General features: G+C 59.5%; 25 protein-coding genes. 24 read left to right on the forward strand and 1 reads right to left on the reverse strand.

The features are described 5' to 3' along the window. Positions 1–186: 186 nt before the first annotated feature. The 13 genes from HV229_RS03810 to HV229_RS03870 all read left to right on the forward strand — a co-directional run bounded on the left by HV229_RS03810 (position 187) and on the right by HV229_RS03870 (position 9,127). Positions 187–657: an STY4534 family ICE replication protein gene (locus HV229_RS03810; RefSeq protein WP_016807974.1), complete on the forward strand. Its 471-nt coding sequence runs from the start codon at positions 187–189 to the stop codon at positions 655–657. A 60-nt stretch (positions 658–717) separates the two neighbouring features. Further along, positions 718–1,230 (forward strand): single-stranded DNA-binding protein, encoded by a 513-nt coding sequence (locus tag HV229_RS03815; protein ID WP_042998112.1) that lies wholly within the window; start codon positions 718–720, stop codon positions 1,228–1,230. 64 nt (positions 1,231–1,294) lie between these two features. After that, the gene (locus tag HV229_RS03820; RefSeq protein ID WP_042998111.1) at positions 1,295–1,537 is read left to right on the forward strand and encodes a DUF4160 domain-containing protein; all 243 of its coding nucleotides are present in this window, start codon (positions 1,295–1,297) and stop codon (positions 1,535–1,537) included. Further along, a complete protein-coding gene (locus HV229_RS03825; RefSeq protein ID WP_004115558.1) occupies positions 1,521–1,769 on the forward strand; it encodes a DUF2442 domain-containing protein in 249 nt (82 codons plus the stop codon). Before HV229_RS03820 ends, HV229_RS03825 begins: the two co-directional genes overlap by 17 nt. A gap of 136 nt (positions 1,770–1,905) precedes the next feature. Further along, positions 1,906–2,571 (forward strand): PilL N-terminal domain-containing protein, encoded by a 666-nt coding sequence (locus tag HV229_RS03830; RefSeq protein WP_045332317.1) that lies wholly within the window; start codon positions 1,906–1,908, stop codon positions 2,569–2,571. Next, positions 2,568–3,326, forward strand: a complete 759-nt coding sequence (locus HV229_RS03835; RefSeq protein WP_169328770.1) for a hypothetical protein — start codon at positions 2,568–2,570, stop codon at positions 3,324–3,326. Before HV229_RS03830 ends, HV229_RS03835 begins: the two co-directional genes overlap by 4 nt. An 11-nt stretch (positions 3,327–3,337) precedes the next feature. Next, positions 3,338–4,060 carry a TIGR03759 family integrating conjugative element protein gene (locus tag HV229_RS03840; RefSeq protein ID WP_042998109.1) on the forward strand — a complete coding sequence of 241 codons (723 nt, stop codon included), beginning with the start codon at positions 3,338–3,340 and terminating at the stop codon, positions 4,058–4,060. Then, positions 4,039–4,674, forward strand: coding sequence for a transglycosylase SLT domain-containing protein (locus HV229_RS03845; RefSeq protein ID WP_006785961.1), 636 nt, complete (start codon positions 4,039–4,041; stop codon positions 4,672–4,674). Before HV229_RS03840 ends, HV229_RS03845 begins: the two co-directional genes overlap by 22 nt. A gap of 5 nt (positions 4,675–4,679) precedes the next feature. Continuing rightward, positions 4,680–5,213: an integrating conjugative element protein gene (locus HV229_RS03850; RefSeq protein ID WP_045332316.1), complete on the forward strand. Its 534-nt coding sequence runs from the start codon at positions 4,680–4,682 to the stop codon at positions 5,211–5,213. Beyond that, positions 5,213–5,785 (forward strand): restriction endonuclease, encoded by a 573-nt coding sequence (locus tag HV229_RS03855; protein WP_042998107.1) that lies wholly within the window; start codon positions 5,213–5,215, stop codon positions 5,783–5,785. Before HV229_RS03850 ends, HV229_RS03855 begins: the two co-directional genes overlap by 1 nt. Before the next feature lie 10 nt (positions 5,786–5,795). Further along, positions 5,796–6,284, forward strand: coding sequence for a hypothetical protein (locus HV229_RS03860; protein ID WP_042998106.1), 489 nt, complete (start codon positions 5,796–5,798; stop codon positions 6,282–6,284). Continuing rightward, positions 6,277–8,376 (forward strand): type IV conjugative transfer system coupling protein TraD, encoded by a 2,100-nt coding sequence (traD, locus tag HV229_RS03865; RefSeq protein ID WP_042998105.1) that lies wholly within the window; start codon positions 6,277–6,279, stop codon positions 8,374–8,376. The genes HV229_RS03860 and traD overlap by 8 nt, the downstream gene beginning before the upstream one ends. Then, complete coding sequence (locus tag HV229_RS03870) at positions 8,369–9,127, forward strand: TIGR03747 family integrating conjugative element membrane protein (protein ID WP_042998104.1); 759 nt, start codon at positions 8,369–8,371, stop codon at positions 9,125–9,127. The genes traD and HV229_RS03870 overlap by 8 nt, the downstream gene beginning before the upstream one ends. Positions 9,128–9,217: 90 nt before the next feature. On the opposite strand, the gene HV229_RS03875 is transcribed toward HV229_RS03870, so the two are convergent. Continuing rightward, positions 9,218–9,565 (reverse strand): FxLYD domain-containing protein, encoded by a 348-nt coding sequence (locus HV229_RS03875; RefSeq protein ID WP_016808262.1) that lies wholly within the window; start codon positions 9,563–9,565, stop codon positions 9,218–9,220. Between the two features lie 184 nt (positions 9,566–9,749). Here HV229_RS03875 and HV229_RS03880 point away from each other — a divergent pair, with 184 nt between their 5' ends. The 11 genes from HV229_RS03880 to HV229_RS03930 are packed head-to-tail and all read left to right on the forward strand — an operon-like array spanning position 9,750 to position 18,248. After that, positions 9,750–10,097: an RAQPRD family integrative conjugative element protein gene (locus HV229_RS03880; RefSeq protein ID WP_032608292.1), complete on the forward strand. Its 348-nt coding sequence runs from the start codon at positions 9,750–9,752 to the stop codon at positions 10,095–10,097. Continuing rightward, on the forward strand, positions 10,097–10,339 hold the full coding sequence (locus HV229_RS03885) for a TIGR03758 family integrating conjugative element protein (protein ID WP_003029734.1): 243 nt from the start codon (positions 10,097–10,099) through the stop codon (positions 10,337–10,339). The genes HV229_RS03880 and HV229_RS03885 overlap by 1 nt, the downstream gene beginning before the upstream one ends. Before the next feature lie 34 nt (positions 10,340–10,373). After that, positions 10,374–10,760: a TIGR03745 family integrating conjugative element membrane protein gene (locus HV229_RS03890; protein ID WP_006785968.1), complete on the forward strand. Its 387-nt coding sequence runs from the start codon at positions 10,374–10,376 to the stop codon at positions 10,758–10,760. 12 nt (positions 10,761–10,772) lie between these two features. Next, entirely contained in the window at positions 10,773–11,129 is a 357-nt protein-coding gene (locus tag HV229_RS03895; protein ID WP_042998103.1) for a TIGR03750 family conjugal transfer protein, read from the forward strand. After that, on the forward strand, positions 11,126–11,785 hold the full coding sequence (locus HV229_RS03900) for a PFL_4703 family integrating conjugative element protein (RefSeq protein ID WP_004115533.1): 660 nt from the start codon (positions 11,126–11,128) through the stop codon (positions 11,783–11,785). Before HV229_RS03895 ends, HV229_RS03900 begins: the two co-directional genes overlap by 4 nt. After that, complete coding sequence (locus HV229_RS03905) at positions 11,785–12,735, forward strand: TIGR03749 family integrating conjugative element protein (protein ID WP_042998102.1); 951 nt, start codon at positions 11,785–11,787, stop codon at positions 12,733–12,735. The genes HV229_RS03900 and HV229_RS03905 overlap by 1 nt, the downstream gene beginning before the upstream one ends. After that, a complete protein-coding gene (locus tag HV229_RS03910; protein ID WP_042998101.1) occupies positions 12,725–14,227 on the forward strand; it encodes a TIGR03752 family integrating conjugative element protein in 1,503 nt (500 codons plus the stop codon). Before HV229_RS03905 ends, HV229_RS03910 begins: the two co-directional genes overlap by 11 nt. Then, positions 14,205–14,606, forward strand: a complete 402-nt coding sequence (locus tag HV229_RS03915; RefSeq protein ID WP_223479954.1) for a hypothetical protein — start codon at positions 14,205–14,207, stop codon at positions 14,604–14,606. Before HV229_RS03910 ends, HV229_RS03915 begins: the two co-directional genes overlap by 23 nt. Next, entirely contained in the window at positions 14,606–15,016 is a 411-nt protein-coding gene (locus HV229_RS03920; protein ID WP_006785978.1) for a TIGR03751 family conjugal transfer lipoprotein, read from the forward strand. Before HV229_RS03915 ends, HV229_RS03920 begins: the two co-directional genes overlap by 1 nt. Continuing rightward, positions 15,016–17,874: a conjugative transfer ATPase gene (locus HV229_RS03925; protein ID WP_042998100.1), complete on the forward strand. Its 2,859-nt coding sequence runs from the start codon at positions 15,016–15,018 to the stop codon at positions 17,872–17,874. Before HV229_RS03920 ends, HV229_RS03925 begins: the two co-directional genes overlap by 1 nt. Next, positions 17,871–18,248, forward strand: coding sequence for a hypothetical protein (locus HV229_RS03930; RefSeq protein WP_004115528.1), 378 nt, complete (start codon positions 17,871–17,873; stop codon positions 18,246–18,248). The genes HV229_RS03925 and HV229_RS03930 overlap by 4 nt, the downstream gene beginning before the upstream one ends. The last annotated feature ends 23 nt before the right edge of the window (positions 18,249–18,271 follow it).

The raw sequence follows: 18,271 nt of genomic DNA on the forward strand, positions 1-18,271 counted from the left end.
GTACATCTGCGCACCTTTGAAAGCAGATATCGCCTGTACAAGCGCATTACGACGCGGCGATGAAGGTTCCTTCAACATACCAGACTCTCAGGATTCAACCGATCCTGACCCCCGACGGGAAACCACTCCCGTCAGGGCAGATGGTTTCTCCGTCGTACCCATTTTTACCTCCATGGAGAAAACATCATGTCTGCAAACAATACTTCTGCATCTGCAAAATCTGAGTACTTCAACCTGACTATTAAAGGCATCGGGTATCTCAGCAACATCCGCCAGGTTAACCATCAGAATGGCTCGTTCCTCAGCTGCGTAATCAATGCACTGAGCGGTCCGACTGACAATCCGGCCTACGTCCGTTTTGACATTTCTGTCGCAGGTAAAGAGGCTACCAGCCTTATCGCCCGCTGCCAGAAAGCCGTCGATGAAGACAAAAAAGTCCTGCTGGGCTTTAACCTGAGTAATCCGTCCACGGACATATTTACGCTGAACAAGGGCGAGCATGCCGGCGAACAGCGTGTCAGTCTGAAAGCCCGCCTGATAAAGGTGGACTGGATCAAAATAGGCCAGGACATGGTCTACAAGACTGAAAAATCTGACTCCGTGCCGCCGCAGAATGGCTCTGCCGCACAGCAAAACTACGCAGAGAACTCATTCTGATGCGCACCTGACACACCCCGTTCGCGGGGTGTTTCTTTATTCCTTACAGGAGAAATGATTATGTCCTCACGCGGCGTTAACAAGGTTATCCTTGTCGGAAACCTCGGCCAGGATCCTGAAGTTCGTTATATTCCTAACGGCAGTGCAGTTGCCACCCTTTCTCTGGCCACGTCTGAGAGCTGGCGCGATAAGCAGTCCGGCGAACAGAAAGAAGTGACCGAATGGCACAGGGTGGTTATTTTCGGCAAGCTGGCAGAAATTGCGGGTGAATATCTGCGCAAAGGCTCCCAGGTTTACATCGAGGGGCATCTGCGCACACGCAAATGGACCGATCAGGCCGGCCAGGAGAAATACACCACAGAGGTGGTGGTTAACATTGGTGGCACCATGCAGATGCTTGGCGGCCGCCAGTCCGGCAGCGGACAGAGGCAGCCTCAGCAACCTTTAGGACCGACTCACAGTGGCCAGGCCTCCGGCAGCAGTGCCGGTGCGCCACCGATGGACTTCGATGACGATATACCGTTCATTGGATTCGGGTATGGAGTACCAAAATCGGCAATCCATGCACTCTGAACAGCCTTTATGGCAGTTGCTCTGAACTTACACATAATCCGGTCAGCATTTAAGGATAACTGACATGCCTGTTATACTGAGGATCAACGGTTTCCGGTTCTTTTTTTATTCTAATGAAGGTAACCCGCTCGAACCTGCACACATTCACGTAATGAAAGCAGGTAGTGAAGCCAAATTCTGGTTAACGCCATCAGTGGCACTGGCCAATAACGATGGGTTTAATTCACGGGTATTAAAAGAACTGACGGGGATCGTTGAAGATAATCAAGCATTGTTTCTGGAGGCCTGGAATGACTATTTCAGCTAAACGGGTCAGCTTCGATGAGGCCACGATGTGGGTTGAACTCAACGACGCCCGTACCATCGGTGTGCCGCTGGCATGGTTTCCACGCCTGTTGCATGCTTCAACTGAACAGCTTAACAGCTATGAACTGAGTCCCCGTGGTATCCACTGGGACGCGCTGGACGAAGACATTTCTATTGCGGGTTTGCTTGAAGGCCGCGGCGATGTGACCCATCGTCCCCATAAAGTAGCCTGACAGCGCGCTATTAGTGAAAAACGCTGGTTTTTGCCGGCGTTTTTTTTCATCAACGGAAAATCAGTTGTTAATTGAGTGAAACCGGACCGATTCCGCACAGTGAGGGCTGTTTTATCACTGTACAGGAAAATTCCGGATGAAACGTAACACCTCTCACAACATATTTTCACCAGGCAGGCTTGCCACTGTTCTTCCCCTGCTGCTCCTTGCGGGCTGTGTTTCCCAGCCGCAAAAGTTGCAGCAACGCGCGCCTGCCGACCCGACACCCGGCACCACCGTCACCCGCAACGTTCAGCCGGTCTCTCCGGACGAGTATGCGCGGACGCCGGAAGTGGTGCGCTACGATCGTTATCTGCTGGTCAGTACCGATCCGCAGGCGGCCCAGCGTGACCCTCTCTCGCAAATTATTGATATTCGCATCCCGTCATCCCTGCATCCTACCGTGGCGGATGCGCTGCGTTACGCCCTGCGCCAGTCCGGTTATTCCCTGTGCGCGACCGGTTCCGCCAACGGCGTGCTTTACCGCCAGGCATTGCCGGCAGTCCAGTACCAGCTGGGCCCGATGCGCCTGCGTACTGCCCTGCAGGTCCTGGCCGGTCCGGCCTGGCAGCTTGAGGTGGATGATGTACAGCGTGTGGTCTGCCACAGCCTGCGCGACGGCTACCAGCTGCCGGTCTCCCAGCTTCCGCCGCCGGTCAGCAGCTGGTCCACGCCTGCGCCGTCCGCCGTATCACAACCGGCCATCAGCGCCCCTCAGTCCGTCCCCGTTAAACCTGTCAGCGGAGGGTTTCTGAGAAAATGAGCGAACAGCAACCATTCCATATTGACCCCGCTCCGGCCCGTAAAAGATTCAGCTGGCGTCCCCGCCGCCGCCTCATCTGGGGCGCTGCCAGCGGTGTGGCGCTGGCCGGCATTCTGGCGCTGGGCTACACCGCCTTCAGTCTGGGCATATCGAACCTTGATGAACGCCTTGCACGCCTTGAATCTCAGGGCAGTACAGCGGCCACTGTTGAGACAGTCGCGGCCCTGCAGTCAGATGTGACCACGCTCAGCACCGGCCTGCAGGATACCCGGAAAAAACTTGGTGAGATGCAGCAGGAGCTGAGCGCTGCTGCGAAACAGGCCGGCAGCGACGACGCCGTGCGTCAGTCATTGCGAACCCTTCAGGACGCCCAGCAGGGGCTGGAAACCCGCCTGAGTGCGCTGACTGAGCAGCTGACAGCGCTGAAATCACAGCCGGCACCCGCACCCGCCGCACCTGTCGCCGCACCGGTCAAAAAAAACGCGCCTGCTGCAAAAAAGCCCCGTCCCGCTGACACACGTCGTGCTGCTCCGTCCCTTCGCGTGGCCCGCAATGCGCCTTTTGTGCTGACGGGCGTGGAGAAGCGGGGGGCAGAGTCCTGGGCTGCCATCGCGCCCCGGGGCTACAGCAGCCTGTCGCAGGTGGCCCTGGTCGGAGAGGGCGAAACCATGGCCGGCTGGACGCTGGTCAGTGCCGGTTATGGTGAGGCGACGTTTCGGGTTAACGGCCGCCTGACTGTGCTCAGAGCAGAATAACGGAGCGAATGATGAAACTGAAACATACCTTTTTAGCCGCCATGCTGCTGAGTCCCCTGACCCAGGCCGCGACCACATCAGGACAGACGGATGTCAGCCGACAGGAATCAACACAACGGGCGGACTCCGCACAACAAAACCTGCAGCAGCAGGCCGGTCAGTGGGGACTCAGTGCCGACGATTATCAGCGTTATCAGCAGCTGATGAAGGGGCCCCGGGGTATCCAGTCGCCGGGTCTCGATCCGCTTTCCACCCTGGGTATTGAGGCGCAGACGTCGGCAGAGCGCCGTAAGTTTGCTGAAAAGTGGGTGAAGGAAGAGTTTGCCCGCACCCAGAAGGAGCTTGATTTCCAGCGTGAGGTGAACGCGGCCTGGCAGCGCCTGTATCCGGGCACGCTGCCGGTCAATATGGGGAACGCCTCCGGCGTGGCGCACGACAGTGGTGGCCGCCTGGCGCTGTTCGTCAGGTCAAAAGACTGCGCCACCTGCGACGCGAAACTGTCTGCCGTGCTGGCTGACAACCGGCCGGTGGACATCTATTTGGTCGACAGCCAGGGCAGTGATGATGCGCTTCGCAGCTGGGCACGGGACCATCACATTCCTGTGGAAAAGGTCCGCAAGCGCCAGATCACGCTTAACCACGACGGCGGCCGGTGGATGCGCTTTGGTAACGGCCTGATGCCGGTTTTACTGCAGCAGGCGGGAGACGGTAAATGGGCAATCGCAGCATTCTGACCGGCGCACTGGCGCTGGGCTTACTGATGGCGGCCGTCCCTGACGGCCATGCTGACCAGACGGTGCCGGAGGGTTACGTCCGCGTGGCCATGGCGCACGGCGTGCCCCCCGAAGCGCTTTACTCGGTATCACTGAGCGAGTCATCGCGCAAACTTCCCCGCGGAATACGGCCATGGCCCTGGACCATCAATGTGGCAGGCAAAGGGTATCGCTATGAGACGCGCCTGCAGGCCTGGCAGGCGCTGCAGGTCTTTATGAAGCGTCACCCGCTTAAGCGCATCGATGTCGGTATTGCCCAGGTCAATCTGGGCTGGAACGGTCATCATTTTGCCTCGACGTGGGATGCGTTTGACCCTTACACCAACCTGAACGCCGCCGCCACCATTCTGCGTGAGTGCTGGGCGCGTAAGCCAGGCAGCTGGCTGGATGCGGCCGGCTGCTACCACCATCCCGCAGGTGGTCAGCCTGCTGCACGTTACCGCGCCATTGTGAGAGGGCATCTGGCAAAAATCAGCCCTGCACCCCGCATTTCTGCGCCGGCAGCTGAAGCGCCCCGCTCGGTTGCTGCGCTCACCCCCGATCCAGGCTTCGTCTGGACTGAACCCGGGAGATAACCCTGATGAAAACGCTGTCCTTACTGCTGTTTACCCTCCTTCCCCTGACCGGCCATGCTGAACTGAATGTGATTGCTGATCTGGGCGGTGAAGATGCTGCGCCGTATTTTGAGGCCGTTAATAAACAGCCCGGCATGCCCGGCGTCAGTGACGTACAGCCTTCACGCCAGCCGGACCACGGTGTTCCGCTGGCTGACGGGATGGCGGGTATGTTACCCGTTAACACACCTGAACTGAGCCCGGGGAATACAGCAGACCGGCCGCTGCAGTTGCCCGGCATTGGGGCGTTGTTTCTGATCGGGGATGATGCTCTGTCCCGTGAATGGCTGAAAGCCAATGCCGGCGCGCTGGCTGAACAGCATGCGGCCGGGATGATAGTCAACGTCACAGACATGGATACCGTGCGCGAGCTGCGCGAACTGGCACCCGGTGTCAGCCTGGCCCCGGCTTCCGGGAGCGAGCTGGCCCGTCGCCTGCAGATTGCGCATTATCCGGTACTCATCACCGATACCAGCCTGACGCAGCAGGTTAAGCCGTAATGAGCGCGCCAGATAGCAACGGTCTGCTGATGGCACACCCTTACGGGGCGGTCATACTGATCGTCCTTTTCCTGGTGGTGATGGCCTTTCTGAACCTGCGCTGGCGTGAGAAAGCCAGCACCCGCCGTCACCGGCGATACCGGGCAACGGCGGGGCGGGTACTGAATAAGCTTAACAGCCTGCCGGGAGACGGGCAGCGTCTGACCTATCTGCGCAAAATCAGCCCCTATGTCTTTGAAGAGCTGTTGCTGTCTGCCTTTGAACGTCAGGGGCTGGCCGTAGTGCGCAATGCCTCCTACAGCGGTGACGGCGGCCTTGATGGCCAGGTCATCATCGACGGCGAGTACTGGCTTATCCAGGCCAAACGGTACAGTCGTGCTGTTTCCCCCGCACATGTTGAGGACTTCGACCGGCTTCTCCTGCAGTCCGGCCGCCGGGGGCTGTTTATCCACACGGGCCGTACCGGAAAAATGAGCCGCACCCTTCGCACGGCGTCACCGCGTCTGCGCATCATCAGCGGGCAACGCCTGCTGGCCATTCTCGCCGGTCAGGACGTCCGGCAGTATCTCTGAGGAATCTCTTATGCACATCATCCTGAACAGCCTGCGTTACGCTTTGTGGCTTGTGTTCTGTTTATTCCGTCATGCCGTTTTCGTGCCTGCCGCTTTCGGCGGTGTCTACCTGCTCGCCTGGCTTGTTTTCGGCCATCCGGTCAGTGACCTGAACGACCAGTTGCAGAAGGAGGCAACGGCATGGCGCACCGCGCCGCCCGGACATTACATGTGGGAGGAATGCCCGGTGCCTGATAATGCGGCTCCGCCTGAGGCAAAGCCGGCAGCCTGTACCGTCACTGCCGTCTCCACAGAAACCGCGGCGAACAATTACCTGCTGTCATTGCGGGCCGTATGGATCATTTTTTTCATCCTGTCGAATGTTCTGTATGTGCTCTGGCGCTTACTGGCGGATGCCCTGCGTTACCACTCCCTTTCCTGCAGGGAAGCCGGTGCCGGGAGGGGAACGTATATCCGTATGGCCGACGGTAAAATTATAAAGGAGGCAGACGATGAGTAACCGTTACGTCATTGAGGCCCTGCTGCGTCCGGCCGTTGAGCTGAATACCGCCGTGGTATCGGGCATAGCGGCGTATGTCTGTGTGCAGGCACCCTGGGCTGTCGCTCTGGCTCCGTCTGTCAGCTATGTCACCGCAGCCGGGTTTGCGGCGCTGGCCGTCACCCGCACGCATCAGGGGATGAAGATTATTCGCTACCGCCGGAATCTCCGCCGCCTGCCGCGCTATGTCATGAGTACTAAACAGATCCCCGTCAGTCATCGTCGCCTGTTTCTAGGCCGGGGGTTCCGCTGGACGCAGAAACACACCCAGCGGCTGCAGGATACGCTGCGCCCTGAAGTGGCCCGTTACCTGCAGCCAAACCGCTTTTACCTGGGGGCGCGTCAGCTCGAAATGATGACAGAGCACCGTCTGCCCTGGCTGGGTAAGCTGCTGAGTGCTGATACGCCGCTGAACCCGGTGCGGCCGTTACCGCCGGTGGGCGGAAACCCGGCGCTGCACGGCATCGAGCCCGACGAAAAAGACGTCACTCTGGCCCTGGGGGAGCGCGTTGGCCATACGGTGGTGTACGGCACCACGCGCGTCGGGAAGACCCGGCTGGCAGAGCTGCTGGTCACCCAGGATATCCGGCGGGATGAAGTCACCATCGTGTTTGATCCGAAAGGCGACGCAGACCTGATGAAACGCGTCTGGGCAGAGGCCCACCGGGCCGGACGCGGGGACGAGCTGTATATCTTTCATCTTGGCTGGCCTGAAATTTCAGCCCGTTATAATGCCGTCGGGCGTTTTGGTCGCGTGTCAGAGGTGGCGTCCCGCGTGGCCGGTCAGCTGTCGGGTGAGGGGAACAGCGCGGCATTCCGCGAATTTGCCTGGCGGTTCGTCAACATCATCGCCCGTGCGCTGGTCGCCCTGGGCGAGCGCCCTGACTACACGCTGATTATGCGCTACGTGAACAATATCGCCGATCTCTATATCCGCTATGCGGAAAAAATCATCCAGGCGCAGCTGCCGGCTCTGCAGACGCAGATTGAGAATAATCAGCAGGTGCTGGGAGAGGACGACGTGCCCCGTAACATGCAGGGTCAGCCGGATGCCTTACGTATCTGGGCCATTGAGGTTGCCCTGAGTTCAGAAGAGGGTAAAAAACTCTATGATCCCATCCTTGACGGGCTGCGGTCAGCGGTACGTTATGACCGTACTTACTTTGACAAAATCGTGGCGTCGCTGCTGCCGCTGCTGGAAAAACTGACCACCGGCAAGACCGCCGAGCTGCTGTCGCCGGATTATCAGGACATTGACGACACGCGGCCGATTTTTGACTGGGAACAGATCATCCGTAAAAAAGCCGTGGTGTATGTGGGGCTCGATGCGCTCAGTGACAGTGAAGTGGCGAGCGCGGTCGGTAACTCCATGTTCGCCGATCTGGTGAGTGTGGCCGGGCACATTTATAAACACGGTATCAATGCTGGCCTGCCGGGCGGGAAAGAAGGGAAGTCCCTGATTAACCTGCACTGCGATGAGTTTAACGAGCTGATGGGGGATGAGTTTATTCCTCTCATCAACAAAGGGGGCGGTGCCGGCATGCAGGTGACGGCCTATACCCAGACGTCTTCTGATATTGAGGCACGCATCGGGAATGCGGCCAAGACGGCCCAGGTACAGGGTAACTTTAACAACCTGATTATGCTGCGCGTCAGGGAGAACCGCACCGCCGAGTTGCTGACCACGCAGCTGCCGCAGGTGGAGATTTACACCAAAACGCTGGTCTCCGGGCACCAGGACACGGCCGATGTCAATGCAGACCAGGACTTCACCTCAAGCACCCAGGACCGCGTCGGGACGGTAAAAGTCCCACTACTGGAGCCGGCCGATATCGTGACGCTGCCAAAAGGGCAGGCGTTTGCCCTGCTGGAAGGCGGGCAACTGTGGAAAATCCGCATGCCGCTGCCTGCCGGGGATGCTGATGATGTGCTGATGCCGGAAAGTATCGAGAAAATAGCGGAGGAGATGCGGCGCAGCTATCACAGCGGCGAATCCTGGTGGCGGGACGGTCCGGCCCTGAACGTGCCGGTCACAGGAGGGGCGAATGGCTGAGGTAAAACGTCCCCCACAGCAGCAGACGCTGCCGGAACGCAAGCACGGCATTCTGTATAATCTGCTCTGGGGCTGGCCATGGGCCCTGGTGGGCGTGGTGCTGTCCTCGCTGCTGCTGAGCCTGCTGATTGAATATATCGGCATCGCCTTCTTCTGGCCGGAAGCCGGGGCGGCGCACAGTGAAGCGGTCATGAACACCGAGCTGGGGTGGCTGTCCACAGAGTTCACCCGCAGCCTGCTGCTGTCTGAACCATCGGTGACGGTTGTGCGCTGGGTGAGCACCGCCTATCAGTGGGCCTTTATGGACAGTGGCTTCCTGGACTGGGTCCGGCAGCAGTATGCACACCAGATGCACAGTGACAATGCCGTCACCCGGGAAATCAACAGCTGGAGCGGCTGGCTTGCCGGCTACCTGCGTGAATACCTGCTGGCCACGGTATGGATCAGCATTATCACCCTGGTACGCGTCACCATCCTGGTGCTGTCCGTGCCGTTGTTTGTGCTGGTCGTGGTGGTGGCGCTGGTTGAGGGGCTGGGGCGGCGTGATCTGCGGCGGTACGGGGCGGGGTATGAAAGTTCGTTTGTCTATCATCATGCCAAGAAGCTGGTCAAACCGGCCGCTGTGGTGCCCGCCATGCTGTACCTTTCCTGGCCTACGGCAGTCTACCCCAATCTGCTGTTGTTGCCGGCGGCTGTTCTGCTGGGGATCGCCGTAACGGTGACCACTGCGTCGTTCAAGAAGTATCTTTAAATCAGGGCTGGACGGAGGCGTGCAAAACTTGTTTTGCGCGCCTGCCGTCAGCAGACAAGCCATGAAACGACCGTTACTGGCGCGTCAGTGTCAGTTATTAAATACCGTCAGTTCTGTCACTTTAAAGCTGTCTGGCTTGTTGGTTATGCTGTCGTAGGGGGCCTGTAGCTTCCATTGCTGACCCGGCTCCAGATTTTCAGCCATCGCTGCCGTATTTCCTATTACTGCCCCATTCTGAAGCAAGTTGAATTTGACAATTACAGTCTTCACAGGCCCACCTGACACGTTTGTTCCCGTGCCTTCAATTTGCTGCAAACCATTTGCTGCTGTGGCGAAATGCAGGTCTGAAAGCTGGACTTTGCCAGTACCGTCGGCCGCAAGAACAGGGCCGGTAATCAGTGCAGTGATTAACGTGGCCTTCAGAACAGTCTTCATCATTTTCATTTTTCCTCTGTTTACCGTTGAGTTTTCTTAATATCACAATGAACCCTTATTTACAGCTAAACCTGCCACCGGCACTGGCCTGCAATTAATTTTGAAATTCCTGTTTAGGGTTTATCGCTGACCCGACGCTCCCTCTTCCGCATCCTGTCCGCACCCCTTAATCCTTCTGGAGGTGCGTATGAACTCACATCGTCCGGCCATGCGGCGCAACCGTCGTGTCCCGGGCATCACTGGCCTGGTATTGCTGACCTTTCTGGCATCAGCTGCTGCACAGGCATCCGAGAAAGACGAGCTTGCGTCTGTTCAGCGTCAGCTGGACCAGGTTCAGGCGTCGCTTGAACGGGCCCGCGTGGCGGCTGCACAGGCCGACCCGGCTGACCGTGGCCGCTTTTTCTTTGATTACCGTCAGGCCACATCCGATCTCAACACCATCCGCAGCGGCATTGACCGCTATCTGGAGCCCTCCCGCGCGCAACCGCGTGACCCGTCTTATGTGGCCGGTAATTACCGGCGGGAGCGGCCCTGATGCCCATGACATCCGAACAAACGAACGCGTTTAAAGCCGGCTCCGGCAGTCTTGATGTGAACATCCTTCATCTGCTCTGCATCGGGGCACTGCTGGCATTTCTTTTTTTATGGGCCGCGTGGGCGCTGTCGGATGTCTGGACCGGCTGGAGTAACACCAAAGTGCGGGACGCGGCCCTGGGGCGTTTTGCCGTCCGCACCGTGCTGCTGTTGCTTGTGTGTATCTGGATGTTTGCCAGTTAACTCATTCAAAACGTTAAGTCAGGAGATGAATTCCATGCACCATTCTGAGTCTGTTGTTGCCCGCCTGCGCCGTCTCGCCAGTCGTACGCTGACCCGCGCCGGTACGCTTGCCCTCCTGGGCTGGCTCACCTGCAAACCGGCCTTTGCGGACTTGCCAAGCGTTGAAGCGCCTGAATCCGGAGGCGGAAGCGGGCTGTCCGGACAAATCAAGGGCTACCTGCAGGACGGCATTGTTATCGGGGGGCTGGTCGTGGCGGCCGTTGCCTTTATCAACGTTGCCATTGCCGCCCTGCACACCTTCACCGAAGTCCGCAATGAGAAAGCCACCTGGACCAAATTCGGGGCCATTGTGGTGGTGGGTGTGGTTCTGCTGGTTGCCGTTATCTGGCTGCTCGGCAAGTCTGCCGACATTCTGCTGTAGGAGCCTGCGACGATGCAGACCATTCGTTTTTTACCTGACCGTCTCAACAGTGAGCCCGTGGTGTTTCGCGGGTTTACCACCCATGAGATGGGGCTGGCAGCCCTTGCCGGCGCGGGTGCGGGTCTGCTCCTGTCACTGCCGTTTATCCCGCTTGCCGGATGGGTTGTCGTTCCCACCGGCCTGCTGGTCATGCCGCTGCTGCTCGTCTGGTTCGGCGGCCGCTGGATGGCCAGGCTCAAGCGCGGTAAGCCCGAGAACTGGCTCTGGCAGCGACTGGAGACGAAAAAACGCCGGCTGGGGATGGGCAATCCGAAACTGATAGTGGATGCCCGGGGCTGGTCACTGAAACGTAACAGGAGAGCCTCATGAGCCGTTTTCGCCATGCGGTAAAAGACCGCGACCAGCATATTCAGACGCTGCGCATCGCCTGCGCCGTGCTCGCCTTTTTCCTTTTATTCACCTGTGCCGGCTGGATGCTGGCACCCAGCAAGCTGACCGTGCATAACCCGCCGGATTTACGTACCGGCAGCACGCGGCCCTGGTGGGAAGTGCCGCCCCCGACGGTCTACTCCTTTGCGTTTTACATTTTTCAGCAGCTGAATGCCTGGCCGAAAAACGGCGAGGTGGACTATTCCGCCAAAATCAATGCGCTGTCGCCGTATCTGACGCCGTCCTGTCAGGATTTCCTGAAAGCGGATGCAAAGAAACGCGGTGACGCCGGGGAGCTCACCGACCGCGTGCGCGTGGTGTATGAAGTGCCCGGTCGCGGTTACCAGTCACAGAGCGTGACCGTACAGGATCGCGATCACTGGATTGCCCGCCTGGACGTGGTCGCCGATGAATATTTCCATGCCGAGCCGGTCAAACGCGCCCTGGTACGTTACCCGCTTAAAGTGGTGCGCTGGGAAGGTGATGCGGAGCGCAACCCGTTCGGGCTGGCGCTGGACTGTTATGCCGGTGTGCCCCAGCGTCTGGAGGCGGCACCGCCTGCACCTAAACCGGAGAAGTCAGGAGTGTTTCAGTGATGAGTAAAAACCCCCACTACCGCGCCGGGCTGATGGCGCTGTCCTTCGCCCTGCTGCCCCTGGCAATGCTGGTATCACGTCCTGCCAGCGCAGATGAGCTGATGAAATGGGAGCGTATTCCGCTGCAGATCCCCCTGAAGGTGGGGCAGGAGCGGGTAGTCTTTGTGGACAAAAACGTCCGCGTCGGTTTTCCGCCGGCGCTTAACGGCAAACTTCGGGTGCAGAGCACCGGAGGTGCCGTCTACCTGAAAGCCGACAGCGCCTTTCCGCAGACGCGGGTGCAGCTGCAGGATGTGGAAAGCGGCGAGGTTCTGCTGTTTGATATCGCCGCCGGTGAAAAAGGGCCGACTGAGCCGGTGCGGCTGGTCTACAGCGGAGATGTCAGCACGCTGAGTCACGCCGGCGATGCGGCCGGTCAGCCAGGTGGTGCAGACCGGGCTGCTTCCGGATCAGGCTCATCTGCTCCCACCGGCAGCGATGATGGTACTCAGGCAAAGCGTAAAAAAATCCGCTACAGCGCCCCCATCCCGGTGCTGCTGACCCGATATGCCGCTCAGAGCCTTTATGCTCCGGCACGTACGGTCGAGGCGGTCCCGGGTATTCATCCGGTCAATCCTCATCTGCCCCGACGTGTCAGCACGCTGTATCCCTCTGAACCATTAACGGTCACGCCGCTGGCTGGCTGGGGTGTGGCAAACCGCAGCGTGGTGGCACTCAGGCTCACGAACACCGGCAGCCGTAAGGTCGTTCTGGATCCACGCTCGCTGCAGGGACAGTTTGTGTCCGCCACCTTCCAGCACCGCTGGGTCGGTCCGGCCGGCACGCCTGAAGACACCACCACGGTGTATGTGGTGACCGCCGGTCGTCCGGAGAGCGCATTCATTGCTGAGCCGTCTGCACTGCGTAAAGCGACCCGCACGGTAAAACAGGAGGCCCGCCATGCAGATTAAATCTAATGCCCTGGTGAAGTTTATCGTGCCGGCCGTGGTGATTGCCGGGCTGGCCGTGGGGCTCAAAAGCTGCAAAAACGAACCGGCAGAACAATCTCAGGCAAAACAAAGCGGCGGCCCCCTGCATAATCTCTCGCCGGATGAACTGAAGGCGCTGGGGGTGGAAGGCGACACGCCGGAGGACACCCTGCGCACGCTCATCGGCCGGCTGAACGATGTGCGTGACCGCCAGAAAACGCTGGATAAGCAGAACGCGGATTTGGTGAAAGAAAACGAGCGGTTGCGCCGACGCAATCAGGACGTTTCAGGACAAGTGAATGAGGCTGTTAATGGCCTGCGCGAGCAGTACGACAAGCGGCAGGCTCAGCTTCAGAACGAACAACTGAGCCTGACGGCGAAAATCCAGGAGCTGACTGACAAACTCAAAAAGCCTGACAGCGAGAAAAAAACGGCGGACAGCGATATCCCGCTGGGGCTGGGACTGGACGGCATGGGCAGCAGCACCGGGGGGAGCGCTTCTCAGGGCAGCGACGGCATGATGTGGGTCGCGCCGACGGACCAGAAAGAGACGGATCCGCGGGATGCGGCCAGCGGCAAAGCCTCACCTCAGTTCCCGACCTCTTTTCTGGGGGAAAATGAGCTGACCCGCCAGAAAGCCGCCTATGAGGAGAAAGTGAAGGGACGGACGAATGAAAAAGGGGCGGAAGAGAGCGCCGAGCCGGTTTACACGCTGCCGGAAAATTCCACGCTGGTCGGCAGCCGCGCCATGACGGCACTGCTTGGCCGTGTGCCCATCAACGGCACCGTGACCGATCCTTATCCGTTCAAAGTGCTTATCGGTAAGGATAACCTGACGGCGAACGGCATCGAGCTGCCGGACGTCGAAGGGGCGATTGTTTCCGGGACGGCCAGCGGTGACTGGACGCTGGCCTGCGTACGCGGGCAGGTTAACAGCGTCACCTTTGTCTTTTCCGACGGTACGGTACGCACCCTCCCCAGACCCGACACCAGTAACAACGCCGGCGGGCAAAATAATAACGCTCAGGCTAAACAGGACACCGGCACCAGTGGCGGTATCGGCTGGATCTCGGATGAAAACGGGATCCCGTGCATTGGCGGCGAACGTAAGTCCAACGCCTCCACCTACCTGCCCACCATCTTTGGCCTGTCGGCTGCCGGTGCGGCGGGTGAAGCGATGAGCCAGGGGCAGTACACGACGCAGAACAACGTGAATGGCATTTCCGCCACCATGACCGGCGACGCCGGACAGGCGGCGCTGGGGAAAGCCATTTCCGGCGGTATGTCTGAAACCACCGACTGGATCAAACAGCGTTACGGGATGGCGTTTGATGCCATTTATGTGCCGCCCGGTGCCCGTCTTGCCGTGCATATCACCCGTCAGCTGGCCATTGATTATGAAGATAAGGGCCGTAAGGTGCGCTACGACTTCACCCTGCCGGGTGGCGTCAGTGACAACGGCGGACTGGACTGAGTACACGGCCATGGCGGGACAGATAACGTTTTTCCCTCTTTCATCCGTGTGCTGGACGTTCAGCGACGGGGCAGGCTGGCATATTGACGTGATCCCTGCGTCTTCTGCGGTTCTGTTGCTGCGACCCGTAGCGCTGTTGCCTGCCGGCGCACCTTTACTGCGCTGGCGCGATGGCCAGCTTTTACTGGATATCGGCAGGTTCTCCCTGCCGCTCAGTGCCCGGGAGTGTGCCGTTTCGTGGCGCAGCCCGAAAATCCCGCGCCGGCTTTACTGCCCGCGTATGACATTACGGGAGCTGGGGCACCTGCTGAATGTCAGTGCGTTCGTTTTTATCTGCGGCGGTTACGATCCGGCCGCCTCACAAAGGAGATACCGGTAATGTACAGAACGGTTTTCATTCTGGCCCTGAGCTGTGTGATGCTCAGCGGCTGCTCAACCTCCAAAGAGGAAATGCTGCCGGCGGGCGATAACACCATGCTTGAACTGTGGAACGGGGCGGATGGTGGCGGCAGTACTTCCCGCCAGTCTGCGGCGGCTCGCGACACGCTGCGACGCCCGCTGACGGGCAGCGAAACGCAGGCGGACGCGCAGGCCGACCGCAGCTACAGCCGTACTCAGGAAAGCGAAATCACCCAGCAGTTTCCCCGGCTGCCCAACCCCGACATGGTGATGTACCTGTATCCCCATCTGGCAGACGGTAACACGCCGGTGCCCGGTTACAGTACCGTGTTCCCGTTCTACAGCCAGACGCAGTATGCCATGCCTGGCGAGCGCACGGAGGCCCTGTAATGCTTTCACTGTTTACGCGTAATAAATCCACCAACCGGCAGACGCCGGTTGATGACGGCCAGTCCGTTCAGGCAGATGAAACCCTGACCGCGGCCGTGAAGGGCCGGCAACCCCTGAAGCGCCCCGGGAAAATGACGCGCCAGGATGAGGAGAAGGTTTATCACGCCAATCCGTCCATCATTGACTTTTTGCCCTGGGCAGAATTTCTCGATGAAGAGCAGTGTCTCCTGCTTGATGACGGCGTGTCGGTGGGGGCCGTTTATGATGTGACACCGGTGGCGACCGAAGGGCGAACCGAAGAGCGCCTGGAGCAGATCCGGGACTCGGTTGAGGATGCACTTCAGGACAGCTTTGATGAACATGACGTGAATCCCTGGGTCGTGCAGTTCTTCTGCCAGGACGAGGACGACACTGACGCGTACCTGGACAGGCTGCGCGGGTATGTCAAACCGCATGCACAGCGCACGGCGTTTACCGACGCCTGGCTGGGTGAAATGGAGCGCCATATTCGCAGTATCTCCCGGCCTGAGGGACTTTTTACTGACTCGCTGATTACCGGCCAGCCGTGGCGCGGGCAGCAGCGCCGCACCCGGATGGTTGTTTATCGCTGGCTTGGGAAAAGCCGGGATCCGATGCCGCCGGTGGCGATGCTCAACCAGGTGTGCGACCGGGTCGTTAATGCCCTGGGCGGGGCGGGGATCCGCTGCACCCGGCAGAACGGCCTGCAGGTGCATGGCTGGCTGCTGCGGCTGTTCAATCCGTCACCGGACTGGGTGGAGAAAACCACGCTCTATCGGCAGGCTGCTTACGCAGACCCGCGCGAGACACCTGAAGGCACCGTGCCGGTCAGCAATGATTTTGCCGAAACTCTGTGGTTCACGCCGCCGGTTTCAGACCCGGAAAACGGCGTGTGGTGGATTGACAACAAGCCGCACTGCGCGGTGGCGGTAGAAAAACTGCGTACACCGCCGGAGCCGGGCACCCTGACCGGCGAGAAAAGCCGGGGTGAAAAGAAAATTAATGCCCTGATGGATATGTTTCCGGAAGGGACCATGGTGTGCATGACCGTGGTGGTGCAGCCCCAGGACCGGCTTGAAGAGCAGTTTAACCGGCTGTCGAAAAATGCGGTCGGTGAGAATACTGAGTCGGGCCGCGTCCGCCAGGATGTGAAGACGGTCAAAGAGTATCTGGGCAACCGGCACAAGCTGTACCGGGCGGGGATCACCTTCCTGCTGCGCGGCGACGACATGACCAGCCTGAAGCGCAAGCGGCTGGAGCTGTCCACCGTATTGCTGGGGGCCGGTCTGCAGCCGGTACGGCCGGAGTTTGAAGAAGGTCCGCTGAACAGCTGGCTGCGGGCGCTGCCGATGTGCTTTAACCCGGACAGCGACAAAAAACACTGGTATACCCGTCTGACATGGGTTCAGCACCTGGCAGGACTTTTGCCGGTAACCGGGCGGGAAACCGGCACGGGGCACCCCGGCTTCAGCTTTTTCAACCGCGGCGGGGATACCCTGACATTCGATCCGCTCAACAAGCTCGACCGCACCCAGAACGCGCATCTGCTGTTGTTCGGCCCGACCGGGGCGGGCAAGTCGGCCACGCTGTGTGCCGCGCTCTCCCAGCTGATGGCCGTCCATCGTCCGCGGCTGTTTATTGCGGAGGCCGGGAACTCGTTCGGCCTGCTGGCCGACTTCTTTGACAGCCTCGGGCTGACGGTGAATAAAATCAGCGTCAAACCCGGAAGCGGCGTCAGTCTGCCGCCGTTTGCTGATGCTCACAAACTGGTGGAAGAAGGCCTGGCCGCCCAGGCCGTGGATGAGAGCGACCTGCCGGATATCGACACGGACGACGATGGCGAGGATGACAAGCGTGACGTTCTCGGTGAAATGGAAATCTCCGCGCGCATGATGATCACCGGCGGCGACCCGAAAGAAGAGGCTGACCTTAAGCGTGCCGACAGGGCGATGATACGTGAGGCGCTGCTGATGGCGGCGCATGCCACGTATAAGGAAGGGCGGCAGATGCTGCCGTCTGACCTGCAGAAGGCGCTGTACGACATTGCCTCTGACAACGATGAGGGCGTCATCAATGTCCGCAATGCTCAGCGCAAGGCGAAAGCGGCGGAAATGGCGGAATCCCTGGGCATGTTCACTCAGGCCGGCAGCTTTGAAGCGGAGCTGTTCAACCGCGAAGGGGCGCTGTGGCCGGAAGCGGACGTGACGCTGGTCGACCTGGGGCATCTGGCGCGTGAGGGCTACGAGGCGCAGATGGCCCTGACCATGGTCTCGATGACCAACATGATCAACAACATCGCGGAGCGTGACCAGTTCCTGGGCCGGGATATTGTCTTCACGGTGGATGAGGCGCATATCGTGACGGTCAACCCGCTGCTGTCGCCCTACATGACGAAGGTGGTCAAGATGTGGCGTAAGCTCGGGGCATGGCTGTGGCTGGCCACCCAGAACCTTAAAGACTACCCGGATATTGCCGAAAAAATGCTGAACATGGCGGAATGGTGGATTTGTCTGACCATGCCTCCGGAAGAGGTGAAAGATATCAGCCGATTCCGCGCGCTCACGCCGGAGCAGGAGTCGGTGCTGCTGTCCGCCAGTAAACTGTCGGGGTGTTATACGGAAGGCGTGGTGCTGGCGAAACGGATCGAAGCGCTGTTTCGTGCCGTGCCGCCCAGTCTCTTCCTGGCACTGGGCATGACGGAAAAAGAAGAGAAAGCCGAACGCCGGGCGCTGATGAATGAATTTCACTGCAGCGAACTCGAGGCGGCAAAACGCGTCGCGCAGAATCTGGACCGACTGCGCGGTCTGACGGAGAAACAACAGGAGCCTGCCACGGTATGATGACACTGAAGTACCCTGAACCCGCCATTCATGAGCACAGTGGCGGTGCGCTTTTCACCCTGTCGCCTCAGGGGGAGCCCGGCGTGCTCCCGGCGACACATCAGCATCTGGTGAGGCTGCGGGCGATGCTCAGGCAGCGCCTGACCGGGCCGGTCAAAATGACGTGTCACCCGCACCGGGTGGGACTCAGCAGCAGCGTGGCCATCTATCTTGAGGGAAAGCTGAAGCAGGCGGTGAATATTCTTATCACCGTGACGGGACAGACGAGCTGGCCGCAGGAAGAGGAGTATGCGCATCCGCGCTGGTATATCACGGTGCCGGATTCGGCTGACCTGGTGTATCTGATGCTGTGGATTAACGGGCTTGACGTATAACTACAGACTTGCCTTCACCAGGG

The sequence above is a fragment of the Citrobacter sp. RHBSTW-00524 genome (assembly GCF_013747755.1).
Classification (GTDB): Bacteria; Pseudomonadota; Gammaproteobacteria; order Enterobacterales; family Enterobacteriaceae; genus Citrobacter; species Citrobacter braakii.